This window comes from Paenibacillus tritici (assembly GCF_018207515.1).
GTDB lineage: Bacteria > Bacillota > Bacilli > Paenibacillales > Paenibacillaceae > Paenibacillus_AQ > Paenibacillus_AQ tritici.
In genome coordinates, this window is record NZ_CP073365.1 from 6,899,130 (window position 1) to 6,922,566 (window position 23,437).

The 23,437-nt window shown below is 47.6% G+C and carries 27 protein-coding genes and 1 other annotated feature; of the genes, 2 read left to right on the forward strand and 25 right to left on the reverse strand.

Annotation, left to right across the window (positions count from 1 at the left end; genetic code table 11):
* Window positions 1-29: 29 nt before the first annotated feature.
* From rplX to KDC22_RS29770, 14 genes are all read right to left on the reverse strand, one after another.
* Window positions 30-383, reverse strand: coding sequence for a 50S ribosomal protein L24 (gene rplX, locus KDC22_RS29705; RefSeq protein WP_019908235.1), 354 nt, complete (start codon window positions 381-383; stop codon window positions 30-32).
* A gap of 60 nt (window positions 384-443) precedes the next feature.
* A complete protein-coding gene (gene rplN / locus KDC22_RS29710; protein WP_036680556.1) occupies window positions 444-812 on the reverse strand; it encodes a 50S ribosomal protein L14 in 369 nt (122 codons plus the stop codon).
* A gap of 39 nt (window positions 813-851) precedes the next feature.
* Window positions 852-1,118, reverse strand: coding sequence for a 30S ribosomal protein S17 (rpsQ, locus tag KDC22_RS29715; RefSeq protein ID WP_173140476.1), 267 nt, complete (start codon window positions 1,116-1,118; stop codon window positions 852-854).
* Between the two features lie 43 nt (window positions 1,119-1,161).
* On the reverse strand, window positions 1,162-1,359 hold the full coding sequence (gene rpmC / locus KDC22_RS29720) for a 50S ribosomal protein L29 (RefSeq protein WP_019908232.1): 198 nt from the start codon (window positions 1,357-1,359) through the stop codon (window positions 1,162-1,164).
* Complete coding sequence (gene rplP, locus KDC22_RS29725; RefSeq protein ID WP_039298647.1) at window positions 1,349-1,783, reverse strand: 50S ribosomal protein L16; 435 nt, start codon at window positions 1,781-1,783, stop codon at window positions 1,349-1,351. The genes rpmC and rplP overlap by 11 nt, the downstream gene beginning before the upstream one ends.
* Window positions 1,784-1,785: 2 nt before the next feature.
* Window positions 1,786-2,451, reverse strand: coding sequence for a 30S ribosomal protein S3 (gene rpsC, locus KDC22_RS29730; protein ID WP_173140474.1), 666 nt, complete (start codon window positions 2,449-2,451; stop codon window positions 1,786-1,788).
* Window positions 2,452-2,464: 13 nt separating this feature from the next.
* Complete coding sequence (gene rplV / locus KDC22_RS29735) at window positions 2,465-2,797, reverse strand: 50S ribosomal protein L22 (RefSeq protein ID WP_036680546.1); 333 nt, start codon at window positions 2,795-2,797, stop codon at window positions 2,465-2,467.
* Window positions 2,798-2,828: 31 nt separating this feature from the next.
* Window positions 2,829-3,107 carry a 30S ribosomal protein S19 gene (gene rpsS / locus KDC22_RS29740; protein WP_036692395.1) on the reverse strand — a complete coding sequence of 93 codons (279 nt, stop codon included), beginning with the start codon at window positions 3,105-3,107 and terminating at the stop codon, window positions 2,829-2,831.
* A gap of 76 nt (window positions 3,108-3,183) precedes the next feature.
* The gene (rplB, locus tag KDC22_RS29745) at window positions 3,184-4,014 is read right to left on the reverse strand and encodes a 50S ribosomal protein L2 (protein WP_173140472.1); all 831 of its coding nucleotides are present in this window, start codon (window positions 4,012-4,014) and stop codon (window positions 3,184-3,186) included.
* Window positions 4,015-4,041: 27 nt separating this feature from the next.
* Window positions 4,042-4,335, reverse strand: coding sequence for a 50S ribosomal protein L23 (gene rplW / locus KDC22_RS29750; protein ID WP_019908225.1), 294 nt, complete (start codon window positions 4,333-4,335; stop codon window positions 4,042-4,044).
* The gene (gene rplD / locus KDC22_RS29755) at window positions 4,335-4,958 is read right to left on the reverse strand and encodes a 50S ribosomal protein L4 (protein WP_173140470.1); all 624 of its coding nucleotides are present in this window, start codon (window positions 4,956-4,958) and stop codon (window positions 4,335-4,337) included. The genes rplW and rplD overlap by 1 nt, the downstream gene beginning before the upstream one ends.
* Before the next feature lie 25 nt (window positions 4,959-4,983).
* The gene (gene rplC / locus KDC22_RS29760) at window positions 4,984-5,607 is read right to left on the reverse strand and encodes a 50S ribosomal protein L3 (protein ID WP_036721840.1); all 624 of its coding nucleotides are present in this window, start codon (window positions 5,605-5,607) and stop codon (window positions 4,984-4,986) included.
* Window positions 5,608-5,648: 41 nt separating this feature from the next.
* Complete coding sequence (rpsJ, locus tag KDC22_RS29765; RefSeq protein WP_017692074.1) at window positions 5,649-5,957, reverse strand: 30S ribosomal protein S10; 309 nt, start codon at window positions 5,955-5,957, stop codon at window positions 5,649-5,651.
* Between the two features lie 301 nt (window positions 5,958-6,258).
* Window positions 6,259-6,981 carry a Crp/Fnr family transcriptional regulator gene (locus KDC22_RS29770; protein WP_211721267.1) on the reverse strand — a complete coding sequence of 241 codons (723 nt, stop codon included), beginning with the start codon at window positions 6,979-6,981 and terminating at the stop codon, window positions 6,259-6,261.
* Window positions 6,982-7,237: 256 nt separating this feature from the next.
* On the opposite strand from KDC22_RS29770, the gene KDC22_RS29775 reads away from it, so the two are divergent.
* Both KDC22_RS29775 and KDC22_RS29780 read left to right on the forward strand, forming a co-directional pair.
* Window positions 7,238-7,588 (forward strand): V4R domain-containing protein, encoded by a 351-nt coding sequence (locus KDC22_RS29775; RefSeq protein WP_246553800.1) that lies wholly within the window; start codon window positions 7,238-7,240, stop codon window positions 7,586-7,588.
* A 34-nt stretch (window positions 7,589-7,622) separates the two neighbouring features.
* Window positions 7,623-7,964 carry a cupin domain-containing protein gene (locus KDC22_RS29780; protein WP_173140464.1) on the forward strand — a complete coding sequence of 114 codons (342 nt, stop codon included), beginning with the start codon at window positions 7,623-7,625 and terminating at the stop codon, window positions 7,962-7,964.
* A gap of 138 nt (window positions 7,965-8,102) precedes the next feature.
* Here the strand turns inward: KDC22_RS29780 and tuf are convergent, their stop codons facing one another.
* The 11 genes from tuf to rplA form a co-directional block, all read right to left on the reverse strand.
* Entirely contained in the window at window positions 8,103-9,293 is a 1,191-nt protein-coding gene (tuf, locus tag KDC22_RS29785; protein WP_173140462.1) for an elongation factor Tu, read from the reverse strand.
* A gap of 110 nt (window positions 9,294-9,403) precedes the next feature.
* Complete coding sequence (gene fusA, locus KDC22_RS29790; protein ID WP_173140460.1) at window positions 9,404-11,482, reverse strand: elongation factor G; 2,079 nt, start codon at window positions 11,480-11,482, stop codon at window positions 9,404-9,406.
* Between the two features lie 47 nt (window positions 11,483-11,529).
* Window positions 11,530-12,000 (reverse strand): 30S ribosomal protein S7, encoded by a 471-nt coding sequence (gene rpsG / locus KDC22_RS29795; RefSeq protein ID WP_020427074.1) that lies wholly within the window; start codon window positions 11,998-12,000, stop codon window positions 11,530-11,532.
* Between the two features lie 45 nt (window positions 12,001-12,045).
* Window positions 12,046-12,465 carry a 30S ribosomal protein S12 gene (gene rpsL, locus KDC22_RS29800; RefSeq protein WP_020427075.1) on the reverse strand — a complete coding sequence of 140 codons (420 nt, stop codon included), beginning with the start codon at window positions 12,463-12,465 and terminating at the stop codon, window positions 12,046-12,048.
* 134 nt (window positions 12,466-12,599) lie between these two features.
* Complete coding sequence (locus tag KDC22_RS29805; RefSeq protein ID WP_036692367.1) at window positions 12,600-12,851, reverse strand: ribosomal L7Ae/L30e/S12e/Gadd45 family protein; 252 nt, start codon at window positions 12,849-12,851, stop codon at window positions 12,600-12,602.
* Between the two features lie 180 nt (window positions 12,852-13,031).
* Window positions 13,032-16,643 (reverse strand): DNA-directed RNA polymerase subunit beta', encoded by a 3,612-nt coding sequence (gene rpoC / locus KDC22_RS29810; protein ID WP_173140458.1) that lies wholly within the window; start codon window positions 16,641-16,643, stop codon window positions 13,032-13,034.
* Window positions 16,644-16,755: 112 nt separating this feature from the next.
* The gene (gene rpoB, locus KDC22_RS29815; protein WP_173140456.1) at window positions 16,756-20,301 is read right to left on the reverse strand and encodes a DNA-directed RNA polymerase subunit beta; all 3,546 of its coding nucleotides are present in this window, start codon (window positions 20,299-20,301) and stop codon (window positions 16,756-16,758) included.
* Between the two features lie 425 nt (window positions 20,302-20,726).
* Complete coding sequence (locus tag KDC22_RS29820) at window positions 20,727-21,323, reverse strand: class I SAM-dependent methyltransferase (RefSeq protein ID WP_173140454.1); 597 nt, start codon at window positions 21,321-21,323, stop codon at window positions 20,727-20,729.
* A 139-nt stretch (window positions 21,324-21,462) separates the two neighbouring features.
* On the reverse strand, window positions 21,463-21,822 hold the full coding sequence (gene rplL / locus KDC22_RS29825; protein ID WP_173140452.1) for a 50S ribosomal protein L7/L12: 360 nt from the start codon (window positions 21,820-21,822) through the stop codon (window positions 21,463-21,465).
* A 63-nt stretch (window positions 21,823-21,885) separates the two neighbouring features.
* Window positions 21,886-22,389 carry a 50S ribosomal protein L10 gene (rplJ, locus tag KDC22_RS29830; protein WP_173140450.1) on the reverse strand — a complete coding sequence of 168 codons (504 nt, stop codon included), beginning with the start codon at window positions 22,387-22,389 and terminating at the stop codon, window positions 21,886-21,888.
* A gap of 64 nt (window positions 22,390-22,453) precedes the next feature.
* Window positions 22,454-22,607 (reverse strand) — a sequence feature (ribosomal protein L10 leader region).
* 68 nt (window positions 22,608-22,675) lie between these two features.
* Window positions 22,676-23,368 (reverse strand): 50S ribosomal protein L1, encoded by a 693-nt coding sequence (gene rplA, locus KDC22_RS29835; RefSeq protein WP_173140448.1) that lies wholly within the window; start codon window positions 23,366-23,368, stop codon window positions 22,676-22,678.
* Window positions 23,369-23,437: the final 69 nt, after the last annotated feature.

Here is a 23,437-nt window from a genome sequence, read left to right on the forward strand (position 1 = left end):
AAGATTTACCTCCTTTCATTAGGACTGTATTAGTCGATAATCTCTCCGGATCTTTTTGCTACCCGAACCTTCTTACCGTTATCTAGTACTTTGTAACCGATACGCGTAACTTTCCCGCTCTTCGGATCAATGTGCATTACGTTGGACACATGGATCGAAGCTTCCTGCTCAATGATTCCGCCTTGCGGATTCAACTGGTTAGGCTTCTGGTGTTTCTTCACCATGTTCACGCCTTCTACCAGGACGCGGTTTTCACGAGGATAAGCAGCGATGACACGGCCTTTTTTACCTTTGTCTTTCCCGCTGATCACAAGTACCACATCATCTTTTTTCACGTGCAGTTTGTTGTTGTGGGATTCCAGAACTTTTTTCACTCTAGGCATTTAATTACACCTCCTATAACTGACCTTATCAAGCACACCCGAGTATAATTCGGGTTTATATTAGATTACTTCCGGTGCCAAGGAAACGATCTTCATGTAGTCCTTGTCGCGAAGTTCGCGAGCAACTGGTCCGAAGATACGTGTTCCGCGCGGGCTTCTGTCGTCTTTAACAACAACAGCTGCATTTTCGTCGAATGCGATGTAAGATCCATCTTTACGGCGTACAGAACGTTTCGTACGAACAACTACCGCTCTAACAACATCACCCTTTTTGACAACGCCGCCTGGTGTTGCTTGTTTAACGGAACAAACGATCAAATCGCCGATTGCTGCTGTACGGCGTCCAGTACCACCCAGTACGCGGATACACATCAGTTCCTTCGCACCAGAGTTGTCAGCCACATGCAAACGTGTAAATGGTTGAATCATTATTAATTTCCTCCTTCCGGAAAGGGATCAGCTCTTATCTTAGATGATTACCGCTTTTTCTACCACTTCAACCAGTCTCCACCGTTTGTCCTTCGACAATGGACGAGTTTCCATGACTTTCACGACATCACCAATCTTAGCTACATTCTCTTCATCATGTGCCTTGAATTTCTTCGTGGACTTGATGCGTTTGTGATACAGACTGTGCTTTTTATAGGTTTCAACAGCAATTACGATGGTTTTATCCATTTTGTCGCTGACTACTTTACCGATCAACACTTTACGTGCATTACGCTCTTCGCTCATAATTAGCCTCCTTCCTGATTACGGATTAAGCATCCGTCGTCACTTAACTAATCCCAAGTACTCTTTGATGGATAACGGTTTTAGCACGAGCTATTTCCTTACGCACATCACGAATCCGAGTAGGGTTATCCAGTTGGCCTGTTGCCAATTGAAAACGGAGATTGAAAAGTTCTTCCTTGAATCCGGCGATCTTCTGTTCAATCTCAGCAGTGGTTAAGTTGCGAAGTTCATTAGCTTTCATTTGCTTCACCACCCAATTCTTCACGTTTCACAAACTTAGTCTTTACAGGCAGCTTGTGAGCGGCAAGACGCATCGCTTCACGAGCGATTTCTTCCGACACGCCTCCGAGTTCGAACATAATCTTACCCGGTTTAACTACAGCTACCCATTTCTCAACGTTACCTTTACCACTACCCATACGAACCTCGAGAGGCTTCTGAGTAATTGGCTTATCCGGGAAAATCTTGATCCAAACCTGTCCGCCACGTTTGATGTAACGTGTCATTGCAATACGGGCAGCTTCGATCTGACGGTTAGTGATCCAAGATGGTTCCAGGGCCTGCAAACCATATTCGCCGAAGTTCAGTTCGGTTCCGCCTTTTGCCATACCCTTCATGTGACCGCGTTGTTGCTTGCGGTGTTTAACGCGCTTTGGTACCAACATGATTAGTTGCCTCCTTCCTGAGCAGCATGTTTCTTAGCTGGGGGAAGAACTTCTCCACGGTAGATCCATACTTTTACGCCGATCAGGCCGTAAGTTGTATGTGCTTCAGCTGTTCCGTAATCGATATCAGCACGAAGCGTATGAAGTGGAACTGTTCCTTCGCTATAACCTTCTGAACGGGCAATCTCAGCGCCGCCAAGACGTCCGCCAACCTGAGTTTTAATTCCCTTTGCGCCGGAACGCATAGTTCTTTGAATTGCTTGTTTCAGAGCACGACGGAACGATACGCGACGTTCCAGCTGTTGTGCAATGCTTTCAGCAACAAGAATAGCATCCAGTTCAGGGTGTTTAATTTCATTGATGTTGATGTGTACTTTTTTGCCGCCGGCGATAGTTGTAACTGCGCTGCGAAGTACTTCTACTTCTGCTCCGCCTTTACCAATTACCATACCTGGCTTAGCAGTGTGAATTGTAACGTTCACTCGGCTTGCCGCTCTTTCGATCTCGATGCGGGAAACAGAGGAATCTTTCAACTTGCCTTTAAGGTATTCCCGGATTTTGACGTCTTCCATTAAAAGAGTACCGAAATCTTTGCCTGCATACCATTTTGATTCCCAATCGCGAATAATACCGACTCGGAGTCCGACTGGATTTACCTTTTGACCCACGTGTTATCCCTCCTTATTTCTCAGATACCACCAAAGTAATGTGGCTGGTACGTTTATTGATCCGGCTTGCACGGCCCATGGCGCGCGGACGGAAACGTTTCATTGTAGGACCCTGGTTAACGAAAACTTCGCTTACGAATAAGCTGTTCACGTCCAAAGAGTAGTTATGCTCAGCGTTCGCAATCGCCGAGTTCAGTAGCTTCTCAACAACCGGAGAAGCGGACTTCGGAGTGTGGCGAAGAATTGCAATTGCTTCCCCCACTTGCTTGCCGCGAATCAAGTCAACAACCAGTTTCGCTTTACGAGCGGAAATCCGCACCGATCTTGCATGTGCTTTTGCTTCCATTGTTTTCCCTCCTCTCAAACGAAGACGTTAATTATCTTCTGGTTTTCTTATCGTCACCCGCATGGCCTTTGTAAGTACGTGTTGGCGCGAACTCGCCCAACTTGTGACCTACCATATCTTCTGTTACGTATACAGGCACGTGTTTGCGGCCGTCATATACACCAAACGTATGTCCGATAAACTGAGGGAAAATGGTTGAGCGACGGGACCAGGTTTTTACTACAACTTTCTTGTCTGTCTCGTTCAAGTCCTCAACTTTTTTCAGCAGGTAGCCATCAATGAACGGCCCCTTTTTTAAACTGCGACCCATGTGTGAATCCTCCCTTCATCCGGTTCTTCAAACCGCGAATCGACGCTTCGCGCTTAGCTAACTTGCCTGAAGCGTCTTATTTTGTGCGGCGACGAACGATGTATTTATCAGAAGCTTTGTTTTTCTTACGCGTTTTGTAGCCAAGGGTTGGTTTGCCCCAAGGTGACATTGGCGATTTCCGTCCGATTGGAGCGCGGCCTTCACCACCACCGTGTGGGTGATCGTTAGGGTTCATGACAACACCGCGTACTTCAGGACGACGTCCGAGCCAGCGGCTGCGTCCGGCTTTACCAATCTTGATCAATTCATGATCTCCGTTACCTACGGCACCGATAGTTGCACGGCATACGCTGAGGATTCTGCGAACTTCACCGGAGTTCAAACGAACGGATACATATTTATCTTCTTTACCAAGCAACTGAGCTTCTGTACCAGCAGCACGAACCAGTTGTCCGCCTTTGCCAGGTTTCAGCTCGATGTTGTGGATAACTGTACCTACCGGGATGTTGATCAGCGGAAGGCTGTTACCAATTTTGATGTCTGCAGCAGGGCCAGACTCAACTTTATCCCCAACTTTAAGGCCTTTAGGAGCGATGATATAACGTTTCTCTCCATCAGCATAGTGGATCAAAGCAATATTGGAAGTACGGTTCGGGTCATACTCGATTGTAGCAACGCTACCTGGTATGCCGTCTTTAGTCCGTTTGAAGTCGATAATGCGGTATTTACGTTTGTGTCCGCCGCCGTGGTGACGAACCGTAATTTTACCTTGGTTGTTACGTCCCGCATGTTTGAACAGCGGAGCGAGCAACGATTTCTCTGGCTGGTTTGTTGTAATTTCTTCAAACGTAGACACAGACATGTTGCGTCTTGCCGGAGAGGTCGGTTTGTACTTTTTGATTGGCACTATAGTTTCCTCCTTACTTTAAGAGTATTATTCTACCGCTTCAAAGAATTCAAGCGGCTTGCTGTCCGGGCTAAGCTTAACGATGGCTTTTTTCCACTCCGGAGTGTAACCGGAATATTTGCCGTAACGCTTCAGTTTACCAGGTACGCGCATTGTGTTCACACTAACAACTTTAACTTTAAAAATAGCCTCGACAGCTTTTTTGATTTCGGTCTTGTTAGCACGGATATCCACTTCAAAAGCGTACTTCAGTTCGCTCATGTATTCGGATGTGCGTTCCGTAATCACTGGACGCTTGATTATATCACGAGGATCTTTCATTACGCGAACACCTCCTCTACCTTCAGAACTGCTTCTTTAGTGATGATCAGTTTGTCGTACGTCAGTACGTCAAGAACATTGATGCCGTCAGCCGCTACGAATTTCACCCCAGGGATGTTACGAGCGGAAAGTGCTACGTTGTCATCATAGCTAGGAGCTACGATCAGGGCTTTGCTGCCCACTTTAAGGTTGTTCAGAATAGCTGCGAATTCTTTCGTCTTCGGAGCATTCATAGTCAAGCTATCCAATACGATGATGTCATTCTCAAGTACTTTTGAGGACAACGCGGATTTGATGGCCAACCGGCGAACCTTCTTAGGCAATTTCCAGGAATAGCTGCGTGGAGTTGGTCCGAAGACTACGCCGCCGCCTTTCCATTGTGGAGAACGAATAGAGCCTTGACGAGCACGACCTGTACCTTTTTGTTTCCAAGGCTTACGTCCGCCGCCACGCACTTCAGAGCGTCCTTTTACTTTGTGTGTACCACGACGAAGGGAAGCTCTTTGCATAAGTGCAGCTTCATGCAGCACATGTACGTTCGGTTCAATACCGAAAACTGAATCACTCAGTTCAACTTCGCCAACTTCGTTACCACTAGTATTGAAAAGTGTTACTTTTGGCATTTCATGTTCCTCCTTTCTTCAGTAATTATTTCTTAACGGTTTGTTTAACTTTCACGAAGCTGTTCTTAGGACCTGGAATAGCGCCTTTAACCAGCAGTACATTACGTTCTACGTCAACTCGGATGATTTCAAGCTTTTGAACCGTTACGGTCGTGTGACCCATATGTCCTGGCAGGCGTTTGCCCTTAGGAACACGGTTAGCCTGGATGGAACCCATCGAGCCCGGTCTTCTGTGGTAACGCGATCCGTGTGCCATTGGTCCGCGGCTTTGTCCCCAGCGTTTGATGTTACCCTGGAAGCCTTTACCCTTCGAAGTACCTGTTACGTCAACAAATTCGCCTTCAGCGAAGATGTCAGCCTTAAGCTCTTGTCCAACCTCGAGTGACCCGAGGTCAACACCGCGAATTTCGCGAACGTAGCGCTTAGGTGTTGCATTTGCCTTTTTGGCGTGACCCTGTTCAGGCTTGTTGGAGCGACTTTCCTTTTTGTCGGAAAAGCCCAACTGCACTGCTTCATATCCGTCGATATTCAGGTCTTTCTTTTGCAGTACCACACAAGGTCCAGCTTCGATAACAGAAACTGCAATTACGTTACCTTCTGGAGTAAACACTTGAGTCATACCGAGTTTTTTTCCTAAGATACCTTTCAATGTTGACACCTCTTTTCTTTTCCTAGTTGCTTAATGATGAATTACAATTTGATTTCGATATCTACACCGGACGGTAGATCCAAGCGCATCAAGGCATCCACAGTTTGTGGTGTTGGGTTCACAATATCGATCAAACGTTTGTGAGTCCGTTGCTCAAACTGTTCACGGGAATCCTTGTACTTGTGTACCGCACGGAGAATGGTAATGATTTGCTTCTCAGTTGGCAGCGGGATCGGCCCGGATACACCAGCACCCGAACGTTTTGCTGTTTCAACGATCTTCTCTGCGGATTGATCAAGAATTCTGTGGTCGTATGCTTTCAAGCGAATACGAATTTTTTGCTTTGCCATTTTAGTCCCTCCTTCTATCGCCCAATTTATTATCGGACATACTCCGTGAAAATTTTCTGACGTCGACCTCATGGCAAAGGGGCCGGGTGTGTCAGTAACCTCTCACATCATCGCAACGTCTCAGAACAACATTTATTATTATATATAATAGGCGGCTATATTGCAAGAGCATTTGCGAAACAAATGAGATTTTTCCGAAATATAATTAAAAAAGCACACTTTTCGTTGAAAAAGATGCTTTCAAGCGCTCGAATTGATGTTTTTCTACTATATATAAGTAGTTCATCATTACAAATATCAATTAATCGCTAATCTCTGCAATCTGAATCAGAGCTTCCATCTCCAGAATATTTACGGTTCTTTTGTGCATCGCAATAATCTTCAGAGCTTCCAGCTTGTTCAGCTTGCGGCTGAGCGTTTCGGCGGTTGTACCGATCATCGCAGCCACTTCTTTTTGCGCAGACGGCAAATCTACGGATTGTCTCAAGGCCTGCACAGTAACAGCCGGAGTATTTAGATTCCGCGTATACAAGTAGACCAGAAGCCGGGCTAGCCGTTTCTCCACTTCAAACATATGCATAGCCCCCGCGGACTCCTCCGCAATATGAAGCTGCTCACTTACAGACATCAGGAAGCTGAACGCAAGACCCGCATTTTGCTCCAGCAGAGGAATGAAGTCTTTACGGTGCATCCGGCACACCACTCCGCTCTCAATAATCTCCGCCGTTACGTCATTATTTTTATTGTGAAGCAAGGCAAACTGACCGAAATAATCCCCCGGGAAAAGAAAACGGACAATATGCTGCTTCCCTTCTTTACTGTTCTTCGTTAATTTGATGAGTCCACTCTTCACCACAAACAAGGCTTCAGACGGCTCCCCTTCTCTGCATACCTGGCTGCCTTTTTTATAATCATGAGATTCTGTAATAGATTCTATTATAACTAATTCTTCGTCAGACAAGCTCCGGAATACCGGAACCTGACGTACACAGGCATGAGAGCTGCATGTATTACAATTCATCATCCTTCATCCCTTCCTACTCCTCCTTCCAACATATCAAGGTTCTGAAGTCCACCGGGTGACTGTGCGCACAATCCTATTAAAAACTTGATCTGTATCAAGGATTAACCTGCTCATGTTCTATACAATAGATTTACAGAGAGAAAAGGAGTTGACGCACTTGCTGCAATACACTTTCGAGGATATGCGCCAGATGGATAGAACTACTCTGGGGAACATGGTCCCCCTTGAGCTTTTTCGGACCATACGTTTGATTGGTATGAATCAGGGATTGCCGTTAGGCGGAAAGGGAACTACTGTCACCATTGGCAGGAAGATCGGCGAGAGCTTGCCTGTCCAGTCTATTGAAGAGCTGCTGCATATTTTTGAGGAGCTCAAAATAGGGATTCCCCGGATTGTCCATTCTGATGAACGCAGGATTAATATTGCCGTTGATGACTGCTTCTGCAAAGGATTACCCTCTCTTGAGGATGAGAAGATGGTATGTGATCTAGAGGGAGCTATTATTGAGGGCGCGCTGTGCAAAATTCTTGGCCGCAGGGTATCCGTGAAAGAGATCAAATGTAATGTTACAGGTCATGAGCATTGTGAGTACGAAGTGAAGCTTTAAACAAAACTAATTTATAGAAAGCAGGGAATGGATAATGGAAAAGAAAAACATAGCTGAGGTAATACAATATCAAGAGGAGCGCTTTACGAAAAAAATCATTTTCCAAAAAGGTGAAAGTGTTGTATTCGTGCTTAATTTCATGCCGGGGCAGAAGCTGCCTGTTCACAAGCATCCGGGCGCCGATGTATATATCCTGGCCCTCCATGGAGACGGAGTCATTCACGTTAATGAAGAAGAATTCTCTTTGGTCCAAGGGGAAACCATTTATATCACCGGTGATGAGTCCTTTGCCTATACGAACAATAGCTCATCCCCATCCAGTCTGCATGTGGTATTATCCAAGTTGCCTAGTGCGGATTATGCGAAGGAAATCTAAATCACTTGATTTAAAAACACAAAGACCGTTTCTCTTCTGGAGCAGCGGTCTTTGTGGCCTGTGCCAACATAAAACAAGGCCCCTTCTTTGAAGGGGCCTTGAATGTATTCCAGTCTATCCTAACGGATAGAATCCGAATTACTTCTGGATGGAAGCTACGGAACCGGCACCAACTGTACGGCCGCCTTCGCGAATGGAGAATTTAGTACCTTCTTCAATAGCGATTGGGGAGATCAGTTGAACGGTTACAGTGATGTTGTCACCAGGCATAACCATTTCAGTACCTTCTGGCAGGTTGATGATGCCAGTTACGTCAGTTGTACGGAAGTAGAACTGTGGACGGTAACCAGTGAAGAATGGTTTGTGACGTCCGCCTTCTTCTTTAGTCAGAACGTAGATCTGAGCAGTGAACTCAGTGTGTGGCTTAACGGAGTTCGGCTTAGCCAATACTTGGCCACGCTCGATCATGTTACGGTCAACACCACGAAGCAGTGCGCCGATGTTGTCGCCAGCTTGAGCGGAGTCAAGCAATTTACGGAACATTTCCACGCCAGTAACTACGGACTTCTTAGTTTCTTCGTGAATACCAACGATTTCGATTTCTTCTCCGACTTTAACTGTTCCGCGTTCTACGCGACCAGTTGCCACAGTACCGCGGCCAGTGATGGAGAATACATCTTCGACAGGCATCAAGAAAGGCTTGTCAGTCTGACGTTCTGGAAGAGGGATGTATGTGTCGATCGTTTCGAACATTTCAACGATCTTCTGTGCATACTCGCCATCAGGGTTCTGCAGAGCTTCACGAGCAGATCCACGAACGATTGGAGTATCATCGCCTGGGAAGTCGTATTCGCTCAGCAAGTCGCGAACTTCCATTTCAACCAGTTCAAGCAACTCTTCGTCTTCAACCATGTCGCATTTGTTCAGGAATACGACGATGTAAGGAACACCTACTTGACGGGACAGCAGGATGTGCTCGCGAGTCTGTGGCATAGGGCCGTCAGCTGCGGATACAACCAGGATAGCTCCGTCCATTTGCGCTGCGCCAGTGATCATGTTTTTAACATAGTCGGCGTGTCCAGGGCAGTCTACGTGAGCGTAGTGACGGTTAGGAGTTTCATATTCAACGTGAGCAGTGGAGATAGTGATACCACGTTCGCGTTCTTCAGGAGCCTTATCAATTTGGTCGAATGCTACAGCAGCGCCACCGTATTTTTTGGACAATACAGTAGTGATTGCAGCAGTCAGAGTTGTTTTACCATGGTCGACGTGACCAATAGTACCGATGTTAACGTGCGGTTTGTTACGTTCAAACTTTGCCTTTGCCATTTGAACAGTTCCTCCTTATTGTGGGGTTCCTTATATTTGAGCCGCCCGCCTACATGCAATTCTTAGGTGACTGATGTGATATACCCGGACGGCAAGTTAAAAACTTTAAATTATTCTCCGCCTTTGTTCTTGGCTGCGATTTCTTCTGCAATACTTCTTGGAACTTCTTCATAGTGAGAAAGCTCCATTGAGAATACGCCGCGTCCTTGAGTACCGGAACGAAGTGTTGTAGAGTAACCGAACATTTCGGAGAGAGGCACCTTAGACCGAATAATCTGAGCTCCACCACGGGAGTCCATACCTTCAATCTTACCGCGACGGGAACTAAGCATTCCCATAACATCGCCCATGTATTCCTCAGGAACAGTTACTTCCACTTTCATGATTGGCTCAAGCAGAACAGGTTTACACTTGTCTTTTGCAGCCTTAAGCGCCAATGATCCGGCAACTTTAAACGCCATTTCATTGGAGTCAACATCATGATAAGAACCATCTACAATAGTGGCTTTAACATCAACAAGCGGGAAGCCTGCGATGACACCATTTTTCATAGCTTCTTCAATACCCGCAAGTGCAGGAGCGACATATTCTCTAGGTACAGAACCGCCGACTACCTTACTTTCGAATTGGTTGCCAGTACCAGCCTCGAGAGGTTCGAATTCAACCCATACGTGACCGTATTGACCGCGTCCGCCGGATTGACGAACGAATTTACCTTCGACGCGAGCAGGCGCATTGAATGTTTCACGATATGCTACCTGTGGTTTACCAACGTTAGTCTCAACGTGGAATTCACGGCGCATACGATCAATAATAATATCCAAGTGAAGCTCGCCCATACCTGCCAAGATCGTTTGGCCTGTTTCTTCATCAGTATGAGCACGAAGAGTTGGATCTTCTTCGGTCAACTTTCCGAGAGCAACGCCGAGCTTATCTTGGTCAGCTTTGGTTTTTGGTTCTACTGCAATTTCGATAACGGGATCAGGGAAGTTCATGGATTCCAAAATAATTGGATTCTTCTCATCACACAGCGTATCGCCCGTGCTTGTATCTTTCAATCCTACAGCTGCAGCGATATCACCAGAGTACACAATGGAAATCTCTTGGCGGCTGTTCGCGTGCATTTGTAGAATACGACCGATACGCTCACGTTTGTTCTTAGTAGCATTCACTACGTACGATCCGGACTCCAGAACACCAGAGTAAACACGGAAGAACGTAAGCTTACCTACATAAGGGTCTGTCATGATTTTAAATGCCAAAGCTGAGAACGGCTCTTCATCCGAAGAATGGCGAACCCCTTCAGTTCCATCATCATGATGACCCACAATAGCTGGAACATCAAGAGGTGAAGGCAAGTAATCAACAACAGCGTCCAACATAAGTTGAACCCCTTTGTTGCGGTAGGAGGATCCAACAATTACAGGGAAAATCTTAACTTCACATACGCCTTTGCGCAATGCAGCTTTGATTTCCGGAATTGTAATTTCTTCACCTTCAAGATACTTCATAGTAAGCTCTTCATCAAGTTCGGCAACCTTCTCGATCAACTCGAGACGAAGTCCTTCAACTTGCTCAAGATACTCAGCAGGAATATCTGTTACTTCAATGTTTTGACCCAAATCGTCTTTAAACATATGAGCTTTTTGCTCAATCAGGTCAATAATACCAATGAAGTCATTTTCTGCGCCGATCGGCAATTGAATAGCAACTGCATTCGCCATCAAACGCTCACGCATAGACTGAATTACATTAAGAAAATCAGCGCCGATGATATCCATTTTGTTGACATAAGCGATCCGCGGTACACTATAACGGTCAGCTTGTCTCCAAACAGTCTCGGACTGAGGTTCAACGCCTTCTTTGGCGCTGAATACGCCTACTGCCCCATCCAATACACGCAAGGAACGTTCAACTTCAACGGTGAAGTCAACGTGTCCTGGGGTATCAATGATATTAACGCGGTTACCCTTCCAGGCAGCGGTGGTAGCAGCGGAAGTAATCGTAATTCCGCGCTCCTGCTCTTGCTCCATCCAGTCCATTGTAGCAGCACCCTCGTGAACTTCACCGATTTTGTGCGTACGGCCTGAATAGAAAAGAATCCGCTCAGTGGTAGTAGTCTTACCAGCATCAATATGTGCCATGATCCCGATATTACGTGTATTTTTTAAGGAGAACTCTCTTGCCATGAAATGGATCTCCTTTCAAAATAGAAGTTATTTGAACGACTGTAATCCTACCAGCGGTAGTGAGCAAACGCTTTGTTCGCTTCAGCCATTTTGTGTGTATCTTCACGTTTCTTAACGGAAGCGCCTGTGTTGTTGGAAGCATCGATAATCTCAGCCGCCAAACGCTCTTCCATAGTCTTCTCACCGCGGTTGCGTGAGTAGTTTACAAGCCAACGTAATCCCAAAGCTGTACGTCTTTCAGGTTTAACCTCGATAGGTACCTGGTAGTTAGCACCGCCGACACGACGAGCTTTAACTTCCAATACAGGCATGATATTCTTGATAGCAGCTTCAAAAACTTCCATCGGCTCTTTACCTGTACGTTCCTGAATCAACTTGAATGAATTGTACAAAATGCTTTGAGCGACACCTCTTTTACCACCCAGCATAATACGGTTGATCAAACGAGTAACCAACTTGCTATTATACAATGGATCTGGCAATACATCTCTCTTAGTAACTGGACCTTTGCGTGGCATGGATATCCCCCTTTCTTAAATGGTTATTATTCAAATAGGCTTATCTTATTTCTTGGCTTTAGGACGTTTCGCACCATACTTGGAGCGAGCCTGCATCCGGTTAGCAACACCTGCAGTATCCAGTGCACCACGAACGATGTGATAACGAACTCCTGCAAGGTCCTTAACTTTACCTCCGCGCAGCAATACTACACTGTGTTCTTGAAGGTTGTGTCCGATACCCGGAATGTAAGCAGTCACCTCAAGACGGTTCGTCAGACGAACACGGGCATACTTACGAAGTGCTGAGTTTGGTTTACGTGGAGTCATTGTGCCTACACGAGTGCACACACCGCGTTTCTGCGGAGCGCTCAAATTTGTAGCCTCACGCTTGAGGGCGTTGAACCCTTTTTGAAGAGCGGGAGATTTAGATTTTTCGATTTTGGCTTGACGGCCTTTACGAACCAGTTGATTAATAGTTGGCATGTTGTGCCACCCCCTTCCTGAAATGATAGTCAATTCATGACCGCTAAGTCCACAGACCCAGGTGGTTCATAAAAAGACAAATGAAAAGTCCTTGCTGCCGAAGTGTACCCCGGTACAAAAACGTTCTCTTGTTGCTATTGTTTTAAGACGGCTGCCATCGCAGCACCAACTTCTATACCGCAGGCCTTGCCCAAATTCAGCATCGTGTCCACATAAGTGACCTTCACGCCTTGTTTGTTGCAAAGCATTACAATTCTGGAAGTAAGCCGTTGATCTCCGTCCTCTGCCACATAGACTTCTGCGGCTTGGCCCAACTCCACCGCCTTGACGGTTTGCTTGGAACCGATCTTGACCTGAGCATCCTGTAACCCTCTATCATCAGTCATGAAAACCATTACCTCCACTGAATAAGAATGACAAGACTACTCACGCACCTTAGACATATTAGCATCCACAGCACATGATGTCAAGAAAAACGACAATAAATTTATTAATATTCATAGCAGACAGCTGCGTCACGCAAGATGATTACGTGACGCGAGCAATGCCATGCCATGATTATTCAATTATTCAGCTGGAACCGTTTCTAAAGCGGCTTGCTTGCTTTCTTCATTCGGATCGCTCAGCTTCACATTACGATAACGATTCATGCCTGTACCTGCAGGAATCAGCTTACCGATAATAACATTTTCTTTCAGACCCAAGAGCTTATCCACTTTACCCTTAATCGCTGCATCCGTCAAGACGCGGGTAGTTTCCTGGAAAGAAGCCGCAGACAAGAAGGAGTCTGTCTCCAGGGAAGCCTTCGTGATACCAAGCAGAACCGGTTTGGCGACTGCAGGTTCTTTACCAGCAAGAATAGCTTCCTTGTTAGCTGCCTCATATTCATGAATATCCGCAAAAGCACCAGGCAGGAGACTGGTATCTCCAGCATCGATAATCCGGATTTTGCGCAGCATCTGCTTAATCATAACTTCAATGTGCTTATCATTGATTTCAACGCCCTGGTTACGGTATACACGCTGTACTTCTTGCAGAATGTAGTTCTGTACCCCACGGATCCCTTTGATACGCAGCATTTCTTTAGGGTCAATAGAACCGTCTGTCAGCTCATCGCCGGCTTCAATCTCCTGGCCTTCGCTGACACGCAGACGGGAGCCGTAAGTGATGGAATACGTCTTGGACTCTGCTTCACCCTGGACTTCGATTTCACGACGGTCCTTGGTTTCACGGATTTCCTTGACTACCCCGTCAATCTCACTGATTGTCGCCTGGCCTTTAGGGTTACGGGCTTCAAACAGCTCCTGGATACGCGGCAAACCTTGCGTGATATCGTCTCCGGCTACACCACCGGTATGGAACGTACGCATGGTAAGCTGTGTTCCCGGTTCACCGATGGATTGTGCGGCAATAATACCGACAGCTTCACCGATTTCCACGAATTTACCTGTTGCCAGGTTACGTCCGTAGCACTTCTTGCAGACACCGTGACGGGCACGGCAGCTCAGTACAGAGCGGATCTGCAGCTTGGTAACACCAGCGTTGACAATCTCTTCAGCCTTATCCGAGTCAATCAGATCGTTACGGTGAACAAGGATTTCCTTGGTCTCCGGATGACGGACAGTTTCGAAGGAATAACGGCCTTCAATACGGTCATAGAGATCCTCAATAACTTCCTTGCCATCCTGAATCCGGCTGACAGTGAAGCCTTTATCGGTACCGCAATCTTCTTCGCGGACAATGACATCCTGCGCCACATCGACCAGACGGCGTGTCAAGTACCCGGAATCCGCTGTACGCAGCGCTGTATCGGCCAGACCTTTACGCGCTCCGTGAGTGGAGATAAAGTACTCTAGGACGGTCAGACCTTCACGGAAGTTTGCTTTGATTGGCAATTCAAAGATTCGGCCCGAAGGTGTAGCCATCAGTCCACGCATACCACCGAGCTGGGTAATCTGCGATTTGTTACCACGCGCTTTGGAGTCAACCATGAGCATGATGGAATTGAAGCGGTCCATCGACTTAAGCAGCACATTGGTAAGATCATCCTTAGTCTTTGACCAAATTTCGATAACACGGTCATACCGCTCATCATTGGTGATCAGACCGCGGCGGTATTGGTTCGCCACAACATCAACCTTAGCTTCGGATTCCTTAAGAATTGTAGCTTTCTCCTCAGGCACGATAACATCCGATACGGCAACTGTAACACCGGAACGTGTGGAGTACGTAAAGCCGAGCTGCTTAATTTTGTCCAGAATCACCGAAGTCTTCGTAGTGTGGTAGGTTTCGAAACAGCGGGCGATAATGAGACCCAGATATTCCTTACCTACGGCACTGGCTTCAGGAGCAGCCATGATCAGTTCACGGATATCCGCGCCCTTTTCATAGATGAAATACTTCTCAGGTGTACCCTGCAGCAGGTTGGTTTTGGTAGCTTCATTGATATACGGGAAGCTGCTTGGATAGATTTCGTTGAAGATAATCTTACCCACAGTAGTGATCAGCATTGCACCTTGCTGTGCTTCTGTAAAGCAGGTTTTGCCCAGAGCCTTAACAGGAATAGCTACACGTGCATGCAGACCGGCCGTTCCACGCTGATAGGCGGAGACTGCTTCGTTCACGGTACGCAGGATCATCCCTGTACCCTTTTCTTCCTTGTTGTCCATGGTCAAGTAGAACGTACCAAGGACCATATCCTGGGAAGGAGTAACAACCGGCTTGCCATCTTTAGGGTTAAGGATGTTACCGGATGCCAGCATGAGAATACGGGCTTCTGCTTGAGCTTCTGCGGATAGTGGAACGTGCACCGCCATCTGGTCACCGTCAAAGTCGGCATTGTAAGCCGTACATACGAGCGGGTGAAGACGGATCGCGTGACCTTCTACCAGAATCGGTTCAAACGCCTGGATACCCAGTCTGTGCAGCGTAGGGGCGCGGTTCAGCAGAACCGGATGCTCTCTGATTACTTCTTCAAGCACATCCCATACTTCTGGACTTACGCGCTCAACCTTACGCTTCGCGCTCTTTATGTTGTGGGCAAGCCCTTTATTCACCAGTTCTTTCATTACAAACGGCTTGAACAGTTCCAGTGCCATCTTCTTCGGAAGACCGCATTGGTACATCTTCAGGTAAGGTCCTACGACGATAACGGAACGTCCTGAATAGTCAACACGCTTACCGAGCAAGTTCTGGCGGAAACGTCCCTGTTTACCTTTCAGCATGTGGCTGAGGGATTTGAGCGGACGGTTACCAGGTCCTGTTACAGGACGGCCGCGGCGGCCGTTGTCGATCAGTGCATCCACAGCTTCCTGAAGCATCCGTTTCTCATTCTGAACGATAATGTCAGGAGCGCCGAGGTCCAGCAGTCTTTTCAGACGGTTGTTCCGGTTAATTACACGGCGGTACAGGTCATTAAGGTCAGACGTAGCAAAACGGCCGCCATCGAGCTGAACCATTGGACGAAGCTCCGGAGGTATAACCGGGAGTACATCCATGATCATCCAGTCAGGCTTGTTGCCGGAGTTGCGGAAGGCCTCAATAACTTCCAGGCGTTTGATCGCCCGGTTGCGGCGCTGGCCTTGAGCCGTACGCAGCTCTTCTTTGAGGAATTCCAGCTCTTTATCAATGTCGATATCCTGCAGCAGCTTTTTAACAGCTTCCGCACCCATACCGGCCTGGAATCCGTAGCCGTATTTCTCACGGTAGCTGCGGTATTCTTTCTCGGACAGCAGTTGTTTCTTCTCCAGCGGAGTTTCCCCCGGATCGGTTACAACATAAGATGCAAAGTAGATAATCTCTTCGAGCGATCTAGGAGACATATCCAGTGCCAGACCCATGCGGCTAGGAATACCTTTGAAATACCAGATATGAGATACCGGAGCTGCCAATTCGATGTGGCCCATACGTTCGCGGCGGACTTTAGCGCGGGTAACTTCTACGCCGCAGCGGTCGCACACAACGCCTTTATAACGAACGCGTTTGTATTTACCACAATGACATTCCCAGTCCTTCTGCGGTCCGAAAATACGTTCGCAAAAAAGACCCTCTTTTTCCGGTTTCAAAGTACGATAGTTAATGGTCTCCGGTTTTTTTACTTCTCCGCGGGACCAAGAACGAATTTTTTCCGGGGAAGCGAGCCCGATTTTCATAAATTCAAAATTGTTAACGTCCAACAAGGAGCAACCCTCCTTAACCTATATCCTGATTTAGTACCACAGCCCTCTCTTGACGCTTACGTCAACAGAGGGCGGGTCCTTTGTGTAATGAAATTAGTGGCTTGCTGGTGTACTACTCTATGCCGACTTCAGTGCCTTCCAAATTGAGGCTCAGCTTGTCGCTTGACGTCTCGTCCTCATCGTCCAGTTCCTTCATCTCGATCTCCTGCTCGTCACCGCTAAGGATTTTGACATCCATACCAAGTGACTGCAGTTCCTTGATCAATACCTTGAACGATTCCGGAACACCCGGTTCTGGAACGTTTTCGCCTTTGACAATGGATTCGTACGTTTTGACACGGCCGACCACATCATCGGATTTCACAGTCAGAATCTCCTGCAGTGTATAAGCCGCGCCGTAAGCTTCAAGCGCCCACACTTCCATCTCCCCGAAACGCTGTCCGCCGAACTGAGCTTTACCGCCCAGTGGCTGTTGTGTAACGAGAGAGTAAGGACCTGTAGAACGGGCATGAATCTTATCGTCAACCATGTGCGCCAGCTTGATCATGTGCATGACACCGACTGTAACTTCACGTTCGAAGCGTTCGCCTGTACGTCCGTCATACAGCACAGTCTTACCATTACGCTGCATACCGGCTTCTTCCATCGTATCGAATACGTCATACTCACGGGCTCCGTCGAATACCGGAGTAGCCACGTGGATACCCAGACGCAGTGCAGCCATACCGATATGGACTTCCAGCACCTGTCCGATGTTCATACGGGAAGGAACGCCCAGCGGGTTCAGGACAACCTGTACCGGCGTGCCATCCGGAAGGAACGGCATGTCTTCTTCAGGCAGGATACGGGCAACGACACCCTTGTTACCGTGACGTCCGGCCATCTTGTCACCTTCAGAAATCTTACGCTTCTGGGCAATGTAGACACGAACCAGTTGATTCACGCCAGGAGGCAGCTCATCGCCGTTCTCGCGGGTGAACACTTTAACATCAACGATAATACCATCACTACCATGCGGAACGCGCAGGGAGGTATCACGAACTTCACGGGCCTTCTCACCAAAGATCGCATGCAGCAGGCGCTCTTCAGCAGTCAGCTCAGTTACCCCCTTCGGAGTAACCTTACCTACCAGAATGTCACCGGCATTGATTTCCGCACCGATCCGGATGATTCCGCGCTCATCCAGATTACGGAGCGCCTCTTCACCGACGTTAGGAATATCACGTGTGATTTCTTCAGGTCCGAGCTTCGTATCACGGGCTTCAGATTCGTATTCTTCGATGTGAATCGAAGTGTATACATCTTCCTTCACCAGCTTCTCACTCAGCAGGATCGCATCCTCGTAGTTGTAGCCTTCCCAAGTCATGAATGCAACGACTACGTTGCGGCCAAGCGCAAGTTCGCCCATTTCTGTGGAAGGTCCGTCTGCCAGGATATCACCTTTTTTGACGATGTCACCGCGCTTGGCCAGTGGACGCTGATTAATACAGGTACCCTGGTTAGAACGCATGAATTTGTGTAATTTATATTTAACGATATCGCCTTTGACTTCTTTGCCTTCAACTGCCTCAACACGGCGCAGCCAGATTTCATTGGCAGAGGAGCGTTCGATAATACCGTCATATTTGGAGACAATACATACACCGGAGTCTTTCGCAGACTTGTGTTCCATCCCCGTTCCTACGAGCGGAGCCTTCGGAATGAGAAGCGGAACGGCCTGACGCTGCATGTTCGATCCCATCAGTGCGCGGTTGGAGTCATCGTTCTCAAGGAACGGAATGAGCGCCGTAGCGACAGATACAACCTGTTTTGGAGAAACGTCCATGTAGTCTACACGGTTACTTGGCATCGTAGTGATGTTGTCTGAATCCTTGTTATAACGGACGATAACCTGATCTTCCTTAAAGGAGCCATGCTCATCAATCAATACGTTCGCCTGTGCTACTACATAGTTATCTTCTTCATCAGCAGTCAGATAATCGATTTGTTCCGTAACCTTGCCGGTCTTCGGATCCACCCAACGATACGGAGCTTCGATAAAGCCGTATTCATTGATGCGGGCAAAGGTGGACAAGGAGTTGATCAAACCGATATTCGGGCCTTCTGGAGTCTCGATAGGACACATACGGCCGTAGTGGCTATGATGGACGTCGCGGACTTCGAAGCCCGCGCGTTCACGCGTCAGACCGCCGGGTCCGAGTGCAGATAGACGGCGTTTGTGTGTCAGCTCAGCAAGCGGGTTCGTCTGATCCATGAACTGGGACAGCTGCGAACTGCCGAAGAACTCTTTGATGGACGCGATAACCGGACGGATGTTGATCAGCGCCTGCGGTGTAATCGCGTTGGCATCCTGGATCGACATTCTCTCACGGACAACGCGCTCCATACGCGACAAACCGATACGGAACTGGTTCTGCAGCAGTTCGCCAACAGAACGCAGACGGCGGTTACCCAAGTGGTCAATATCGTCCGTGTTGCCGATACCGTGCAGCAGATTAATAAAGTAGCTGATTGAGGATATAATATCAGCCTGAGTAATATGCTTAACCGATTTGTCAATGTTACCATTGGCAATCAGCTTGATGATCCGGCCTTCTTCGATTGGCGAGAATACGTCAATGGTCTGAAGCGGAATATCTTCACTGTCCATCACCCCGCCGGTTACACGGTAGTTTTTGGCAGCCACATTTTTCTCAAAGTAAGGAATCAGCTCATCAAGCAGGCGGCGGTCTACCATTTGACCGGATTCTGCCAGGATTTCTCCTGTAGACTCATCAACCAAAGGCTGTGCCAGACGCTGATTGAACAGACGATTCTTGATATGCAGCTTTTTGTTAATTTTGTAACGGCCTACATTGGCCAGATCATAACGCTTCGGATCGAAGAAACGCGCGACCAGAAGGCTCTTGGCATTGTCAAGTGTAGGGGGTTCGCCCGGACGCAGACGCTCGTAGATTTCGATAAGCGCCTTCTCCGTGGAATCCGTGTTGTCTTTATCCAGCGTATTGCGAATATATTCATCATTGCCAAGCAGTTCCAGAATTTCAGCATCACTGCCGAAGCCCAGAGCACGCAAGAGCACCGTAACTGGGATCTTACGAGTCCGGTCGATACGGACATACATGATGTCCTTAGCGTCGGTCTCCAGCTCCAGCCAGGCTCCGCGATTCGGAATTACTGTGGCGGTGTAAGTTTTTTTGCCGTTCTTATCCACTTTTGTGCTGAAATAGACGCTTGGAGAGCGAACCAACTGGCTGACAATAACCCGTTCTGCACCATTGATAATAAAGGTGCCGGTTTCCGTCATCAGAGGGAAATCTCCCATGAACACTTCCTGCTCTTTAACCTCACCGGTCTCCTTATTGATGAGACGCACCTTCACACGCAGAGGAGCAGCATATGTTACGTCCCGCTCTTTAGCGTCGTCAACCGTGTATTTCGGTTCACCCAGGCTGTAATCAATGAACTCTAGCACCAAATTCCCTGTGAAATCCTGGATCGGCGAGATGTCCTGGAACATTTCCCGCAATCCTTCCTCCAAAAACCAATCATAAGATTTTTGTTGGATCTCGATCAGGTTCGGGACCTCGAGTACCTCGTTAATTCTCGCATAGCTCCGCCGAGTGCGTCGACCATACTGAACAAGATGTCCTGCCAACTTTACTCACCCCTCATGTCTACTCACTTAAAAATTGATTGCGAACCCTTGTTTGGACCCGTATAATGGAACCATACCACAAGGATTCAGCCATAAATACAGAAAAGCCCCTTATCGAAATCTTTCGAAAAAAGAGCACATCTATCCACGGCCAAAATACTCCTTATCCAATAGATTTGCCCAAAACGTGCGTATTATACGTCACCAGGCTACAGTTCATGCGCTATTATCTATTGTCCCGGCGACCTTCGCCGTGACAGGAACATAGAGAACGGAATTCGCAAAAACCTGCCGTGCGGCATGCGCTTACCGGGCGACAATATATCACTTGACATTTCAGCAAACTAAAGACATGGAGCCTATCTTAATACTGACATTTTATAATAATACCACTGTGGGCAATGCATGTCAATAAGTAATATTATTTATTTCTGCGCTCTTATAATCCGATAGCCCTTGTCTTTCCCGACTTCTTCCACCACCGGGAACAAGCTCTCCAGCTTGGCAACCGCCGACGGCGCTCCCTGCTTCTTCTGGATGACAATCCACAGACTTCCACCCTCATGCAAATGATCATACGCCTGTTCAAAGATCTGATGCACCACTGCCTTGCCGGCACGTATCGGCGGGTTGGTAAGAATAACATCGAATTTACGCCCCTGCACTGCGGACAGCACATCACTTTGCATAACCGTAACATTGCGGATTCCATTATGCTGCGCATTCTCGCGGGCAAGCTCTACCGCACGGCTGTTGATGTCTATCATCGTCACATGTCCCTTGGGAGCTAGATACGCCGCACTAATCCCTATGGGGCCATAACCACAGCCCACGTCCAGTACCCCCGCACCATCCGGGATGACCATCGCCTCGATTAGAACACGGCTGCCATAATCAATATCACCTTTGGAAAAAACACCAGCGTCGCTTGTAAAGCGGAGGCTTTTGCCTCTCAGTTCCGTATCGATGCTGCGTCTGTCATGACGCGCTTCCGGCTGCTGCGAGTAATAATGCTGCGACATACAATCCTCCCTTTCACATTGTACTAGACCCATCTTATAAGGGCTTCCCTTATAAAGCAACCCCCTTGAACAAGTTCAAGGGGGTTGCAAGAACCGGAGAGAATCACTTCTGCCCCGGGGCAGTACCTATGGAATCAACTTATTTTACTTCTACAGCTGCGCCTGCTTCTTCCAATTTTGCTTTGGTAGCTTCGGCTTCTTCTTTGCTTACTTTTTCTTTGATTGCTTTTGGAGCGTTGTCTACAACGTCTTTAGCTTCTTTCAAGCCAAGACCTGTGATTTCGCGAACGATTTTGATAACGTTGATTTTGGAAGCGCCAGCGCTTGTCAAAATTACGTCGAATTCGGATTGCTCTTCTTCAACAGCTGCTACAGCGCCGCCAGCTGCTACTGGAGCTGCTGCAGTTACGCCGAATTCTTCTTCGATTGCTTTAACCAGGTCGTTCAGTTCCAATACGCTCATGCCTTTGATTTCTTCCAGGATTGTTTCTTTGCTCATGATTGAACCTCCATTATATTTGAATTGGTTTGTGGTATTGATTATGAAGCTAGAAGCAAAGGCTTACGCGCTTTGTTCTTCTTTCTCAGCAACAGCTTTAACTGCAAGCGCGAAGTTGCGCATTGGAGCCTGAAGCACGCTAAGCAGCATGGACAGCAAACCTTCGCGGGAAGGAAGCTCAGCCAGTGCTTTGAGCTGGTCAGCGTCGATCACGCGACCTTCTACTACGCCGCCTTTAAGTTTCAGAGCGTCGTTCTTCTTAGCGAAGTCATTCAGAATCTTGGCTGCTATTACCGCATCAGTCTCACTGAAAGCGATAGCTGTAGGACCAGTCAGGACAGCGTCCAGATCAGTCAATTCAGCCGCCGCAGTTGCACGGCGAAGCAATGTGTTCTTCAGGACTTGAAATTCAACGCCAGCCTCACGAAGCTGCTTACGCAGTTCGGTTACTTGCGATACGTTCAATCCGCGGTAGTCTGCTACTACAGTAGAGATACTGTTTTGCAGTTTGCCGGTAACAACATCAACCGCATCCTGTTTAGCTTGGATTACTTTTGCATTTGCCAATGGTATACACCTCCTGAAAATTTATGTCACGGCGTTTCTTCCGGAGAAACTGCGCCGTTCCTACGCAGGCATTAGAAAAGCCTCCGCAGATTCACGAAGGCTTGATAAAACGGAAAGTTGATCAGGCGAGCCTGGCACTTTTTGTTTCTATCACAACACCTCGGTAGGAAATTAAGCCCTACGGCACCTACTGTCTACGGTAAGCATATTCAAATTCAAGATTGATCACCTTAATGTTCACAACTGTTACAGATTATCAAAGATAACTCGAAGAGTCAACCCTTAATTATCTGAAAGCAGTAGCGTTCACACGAGCGCTAGGTCCCATTGTGGACGAAATAGCAACGCCTTTAAGGTATACACCTTTGGCAGCAGCCGGTTTCGCACGGTTCAGAGCGTCCATGAGAGCTTTAAGGTTCTCGTTCAGTTGTTCAGCGTTGAAAGACACTTTGCCGATTGGCGCGTGAATTTGGCCCGCTTTATCGAGACGGTATTCGATTTTACCGGCTTTGATTTCTTGAACAGCCTTGGTAACGTCGAAAGTAACTGTACCTGCTTTAGGGTTAGGCATGAGGCCTTTACCACCGAGCAGACGACCCAGTTTACCGACTTCGCTCATCATATCAGGTGTAGCTACGCAGACATCGAATTCAAACCAGCCCTGTTGAATCTTGTTGATCATGTCAGCATCACCAACAAAATCAGCGCCAGCAGCTTCCGCTTCCTTCGCTTTTTCACCTTTTGCAAATACAAGCACGCGTTGAGTTTTGCCTGTGCCGTGAGGCAGGACAACAACACCACGAACTGCTTGGTCTTGTTTACGCGGGTCTACACCCAGACGAACTGCTGCTTCAACGGTTTCGTCGAATTTGGCAGTTGCTGCCTTTTTCACAAGCTCTACAGCTTCTGAAGGCTCGTAAGTCGCTTCGCTGTCGATCAGCTTAGCAGATTCCATGTATTTCTTACCATGTTTAGCCATGAAAATGTTCCTCCTTTGTGGTGTTAGCGGAAATTCCTCCCACATATTGCGGTCATGAATGACCGGTTC

Coding starts and splice junctions, on each gene's coding strand:
- rplX (WP_019908235.1), bottom strand. CDS start 383: ATGCCTAGAGTGAAAAAAGTTCTGGAATCCCACAACAACAAACTGCAC.
- rplN (WP_036680556.1), bottom strand. CDS start 812: ATGATTCAACCATTTACACGTTTGCATGTGGCTGACAACTCTGGTGCG.
- rpsQ (WP_173140476.1), bottom strand. CDS start 1,118: ATGAGCGAAGAGCGTAATGCACGTAAAGTGTTGATCGGTAAAGTAGTC.
- rpmC (WP_019908232.1), bottom strand. CDS start 1,359: ATGAAAGCTAATGAACTTCGCAACTTAACCACTGCTGAGATTGAACAG.
- rplP (WP_039298647.1), bottom strand. CDS start 1,783: ATGTTGGTACCAAAGCGCGTTAAACACCGCAAGCAACAACGCGGTCAC.
- rplV (WP_036680546.1), bottom strand. CDS start 2,797: ATGGAAGCAAAAGCACATGCAAGATCGGTGCGGATTTCCGCTCGTAAA.
- rpsS (WP_036692395.1), bottom strand. CDS start 3,107: ATGGGTCGCAGTTTAAAAAAGGGGCCGTTCATTGATGGCTACCTGCTG.
- rplW (WP_019908225.1), bottom strand. CDS start 4,335: ATGAAAGATCCTCGTGATATAATCAAGCGTCCAGTGATTACGGAACGC.
- rplD (WP_173140470.1), bottom strand. CDS start 4,958: ATGCCAAAAGTAACACTTTTCAATACTAGTGGTAACGAAGTTGGCGAA.
- rpsJ (WP_017692074.1), bottom strand. CDS start 5,957: ATGGCAAAGCAAAAAATTCGTATTCGCTTGAAAGCATACGACCACAGA.
- KDC22_RS29770 (WP_211721267.1), bottom strand. CDS start 6,981: ATGATGAATTGTAATACATGCAGCTCTCATGCCTGTGTACGTCAGGTT.
- KDC22_RS29775 (WP_246553800.1), top strand. CDS start 7,238: ATGAATCAGGGATTGCCGTTAGGCGGAAAGGGAACTACTGTCACCATT.
- KDC22_RS29780 (WP_173140464.1), top strand. CDS start 7,623: ATGGAAAAGAAAAACATAGCTGAGGTAATACAATATCAAGAGGAGCGC.
- tuf (WP_173140462.1), bottom strand. CDS start 9,293: ATGGCAAAGGCAAAGTTTGAACGTAACAAACCGCACGTTAACATCGGT.
- fusA (WP_173140460.1), bottom strand. CDS start 11,482: ATGGCAAGAGAGTTCTCCTTAAAAAATACACGTAATATCGGGATCATG.
- rpsG (WP_020427074.1), bottom strand. CDS start 12,000: ATGCCACGCAAAGGTCCAGTTACTAAGAGAGATGTATTGCCAGATCCA.
- rpsL (WP_020427075.1), bottom strand. CDS start 12,465: ATGCCAACTATTAATCAACTGGTTCGTAAAGGCCGTCAAGCCAAAATC.
- KDC22_RS29805 (WP_036692367.1), bottom strand. CDS start 12,851: ATGACTGATGATAGAGGGTTACAGGATGCTCAGGTCAAGATCGGTTCC.
- KDC22_RS29820 (WP_173140454.1), bottom strand. CDS start 21,323: ATGTCGCAGCATTATTACTCGCAGCAGCCGGAAGCGCGTCATGACAGA.
- rplL (WP_173140452.1), bottom strand. CDS start 21,822: ATGAGCAAAGAAACAATCCTGGAAGAAATCAAAGGCATGAGCGTATTG.
- rplA (WP_173140448.1), bottom strand. CDS start 23,368: ATGGCTAAACATGGTAAGAAATACATGGAATCTGCTAAGCTGATCGAC.